Below are 1,601 nucleotides of genomic sequence, written 5' to 3' on the forward strand. Positions count from 1 at the left end.
GTTGAGCTTGTGGCGCTGCATGTCCTCTTCTTCCCAGACCTGATCGCGCCAGGCCTCGAACCCTTCGAAGCCGGTTTCCTGCCGCCTGACGCTGCCCCGATCGATCCAGAGCGTCGCGCGGGTCAGCGCGCGCAAAAAGGCGCGGTCATGGCTGATGATGACAAAGGCGGTGCGGGTGGCTTTCAACTCGTCTTCGAGCCAAGCGATGGCTTCGATATCCAGATGGTTCGTCGGCTCGTCCAACAGCATCAGTTCCGGTTCTTCGGCCATCAGCCGCGCCAGCGCCGCGCGGCGACGCTCCCCGCCGCTGGCGGTGGCGACGGGGCGGGCGGGATCGAACTTCAGCCCTTCGCCTGCGCGTTCCACCTTGTACATCTCGCCGGGGTCGAGGCCATGGGCCGCGAAATCGCCCAGCGTTTCAAAGCCGCTCAGGTCCGGATCCTGCTCCATATAGCCGACCGAAACGCCCGGCCCCGCGACCACATCGCCGCTGTCGGGCTCCACCAGCCCGGCCATGACCTTCATCAGCGTGGACTTGCCGGAGCCGTTGCGCCCCACCAGTGCCACCCGGTCCCCGGGCTGCACGACAAGCGACAGGCCCTCGAAGACCGGGTCGCCGCCGAAGGTCAGTGAAATTTCGTTGAGTTGCAAAAGGGGTGCGCGTGCCATGCCCGCCAGCTAGCCATGCGGCGCGCCATGGTCAATGCCCCGCCGGTGCGGTGGCGGAAATACCTCTTCCCGGCGCGGGGTGCCGCGTCAGACCAGCGCGCGCAGCAGCTTCTTGCGGCTTTCGGGTATCGCGGAAATCTCCAGCCCGGTGAAGACATGCAGCGTGTTCATCGCATGATCGACGACCGCGTGATCGCTGACCCGCCCCCCCATCAGCAGGTAGCTGCGCAGGAGCGGCGGCATCTTCCGCAGCCCTTCGGCACCAGAGGGCTGTGGCGCCATTTCGGCGGTCAGATCGACGATGGCAGGGGCCCGGCGCGCCACCTGCAGGCGCGGGGGGGCCAGATAGCGTTCCGCCAGCAGGGCAAAGGCCGCCCCGTAGGGCGCGGGATCGGTGCCTGCGAAAGAGGAACAGCCGAAAAGCAGCCGGATGCCCCGCCGATCCACAAGATCGGTGATGCCGCCCCAAGCGGCGCGCAGGATGTCGGGATCGTGCCGGTCCGGGTCCATGCAAAAGCGGCCCAGTTCCAGCATGGGGCCTTTGAAATCCATCAGCCTGCGCAGGTCGTAATGCTGGGCCGCATGGCTCGCCGGTAAGGCTTCGGCCTCGGTTTCCTGCAGCCGGTAGCTGCAGACCAGCGCGCCGCTCGTGCTGTCTTCGATCAGGATTTGCTGGGCTGCCGCGTCAAAGGCATCCCGCATGCCGGCCTGGCCAAAGCTGCGCAGGCGCAGCACCTCGACCGCCTCTCGGTCCCCTTCCCCTTGGGCCGGGCGCACCACATAGCGCCCGCGCTGAACGGACCGGACCGCCGCGGTATCAGGTTTGTCCGGGCGCGACCCCGAGCATGTCATGGGACAGGGCCTAACCCGACAGCCCCGAAGGACCGATACGCCCGATGTTGCCCAGCAACTGCCGCAGGAACGAGGTGTTG

Annotated in this window: 2 protein-coding genes; both read right to left on the minus strand. The window is 67.1% G+C overall.

The window, feature by feature from the left end; genetic code table 11:
* On the minus strand, positions 1–669 hold a 669-nt coding region (locus A3728_RS00675), incomplete at its 3' end, for an ATP-binding cassette domain-containing protein (RefSeq protein WP_150120591.1).
* A gap of 87 nt (positions 670–756) precedes the next feature.
* Positions 757–1,521 carry a GNAT family N-acetyltransferase gene (locus A3728_RS00680; protein ID WP_067919326.1) on the minus strand — a complete coding sequence of 255 codons (765 nt, stop codon included), beginning with the start codon at positions 1,519–1,521 and terminating at the stop codon, positions 757–759.
* Between the last annotated feature and the right edge of the window lie 80 nt (positions 1,522–1,601).

The organism is Sulfitobacter sp. HI0040 (genome assembly GCF_001634885.1).
GTDB lineage: Bacteria > Pseudomonadota > Alphaproteobacteria > Rhodobacterales > Rhodobacteraceae > Sulfitobacter.

Coding starts and splice junctions, on each gene's coding strand:
- A3728_RS00680 (WP_067919326.1), bottom strand. CDS start 1,521: ATGACATGCTCGGGGTCGCGCCCGGACAAACCTGATACCGCGGCGGTC.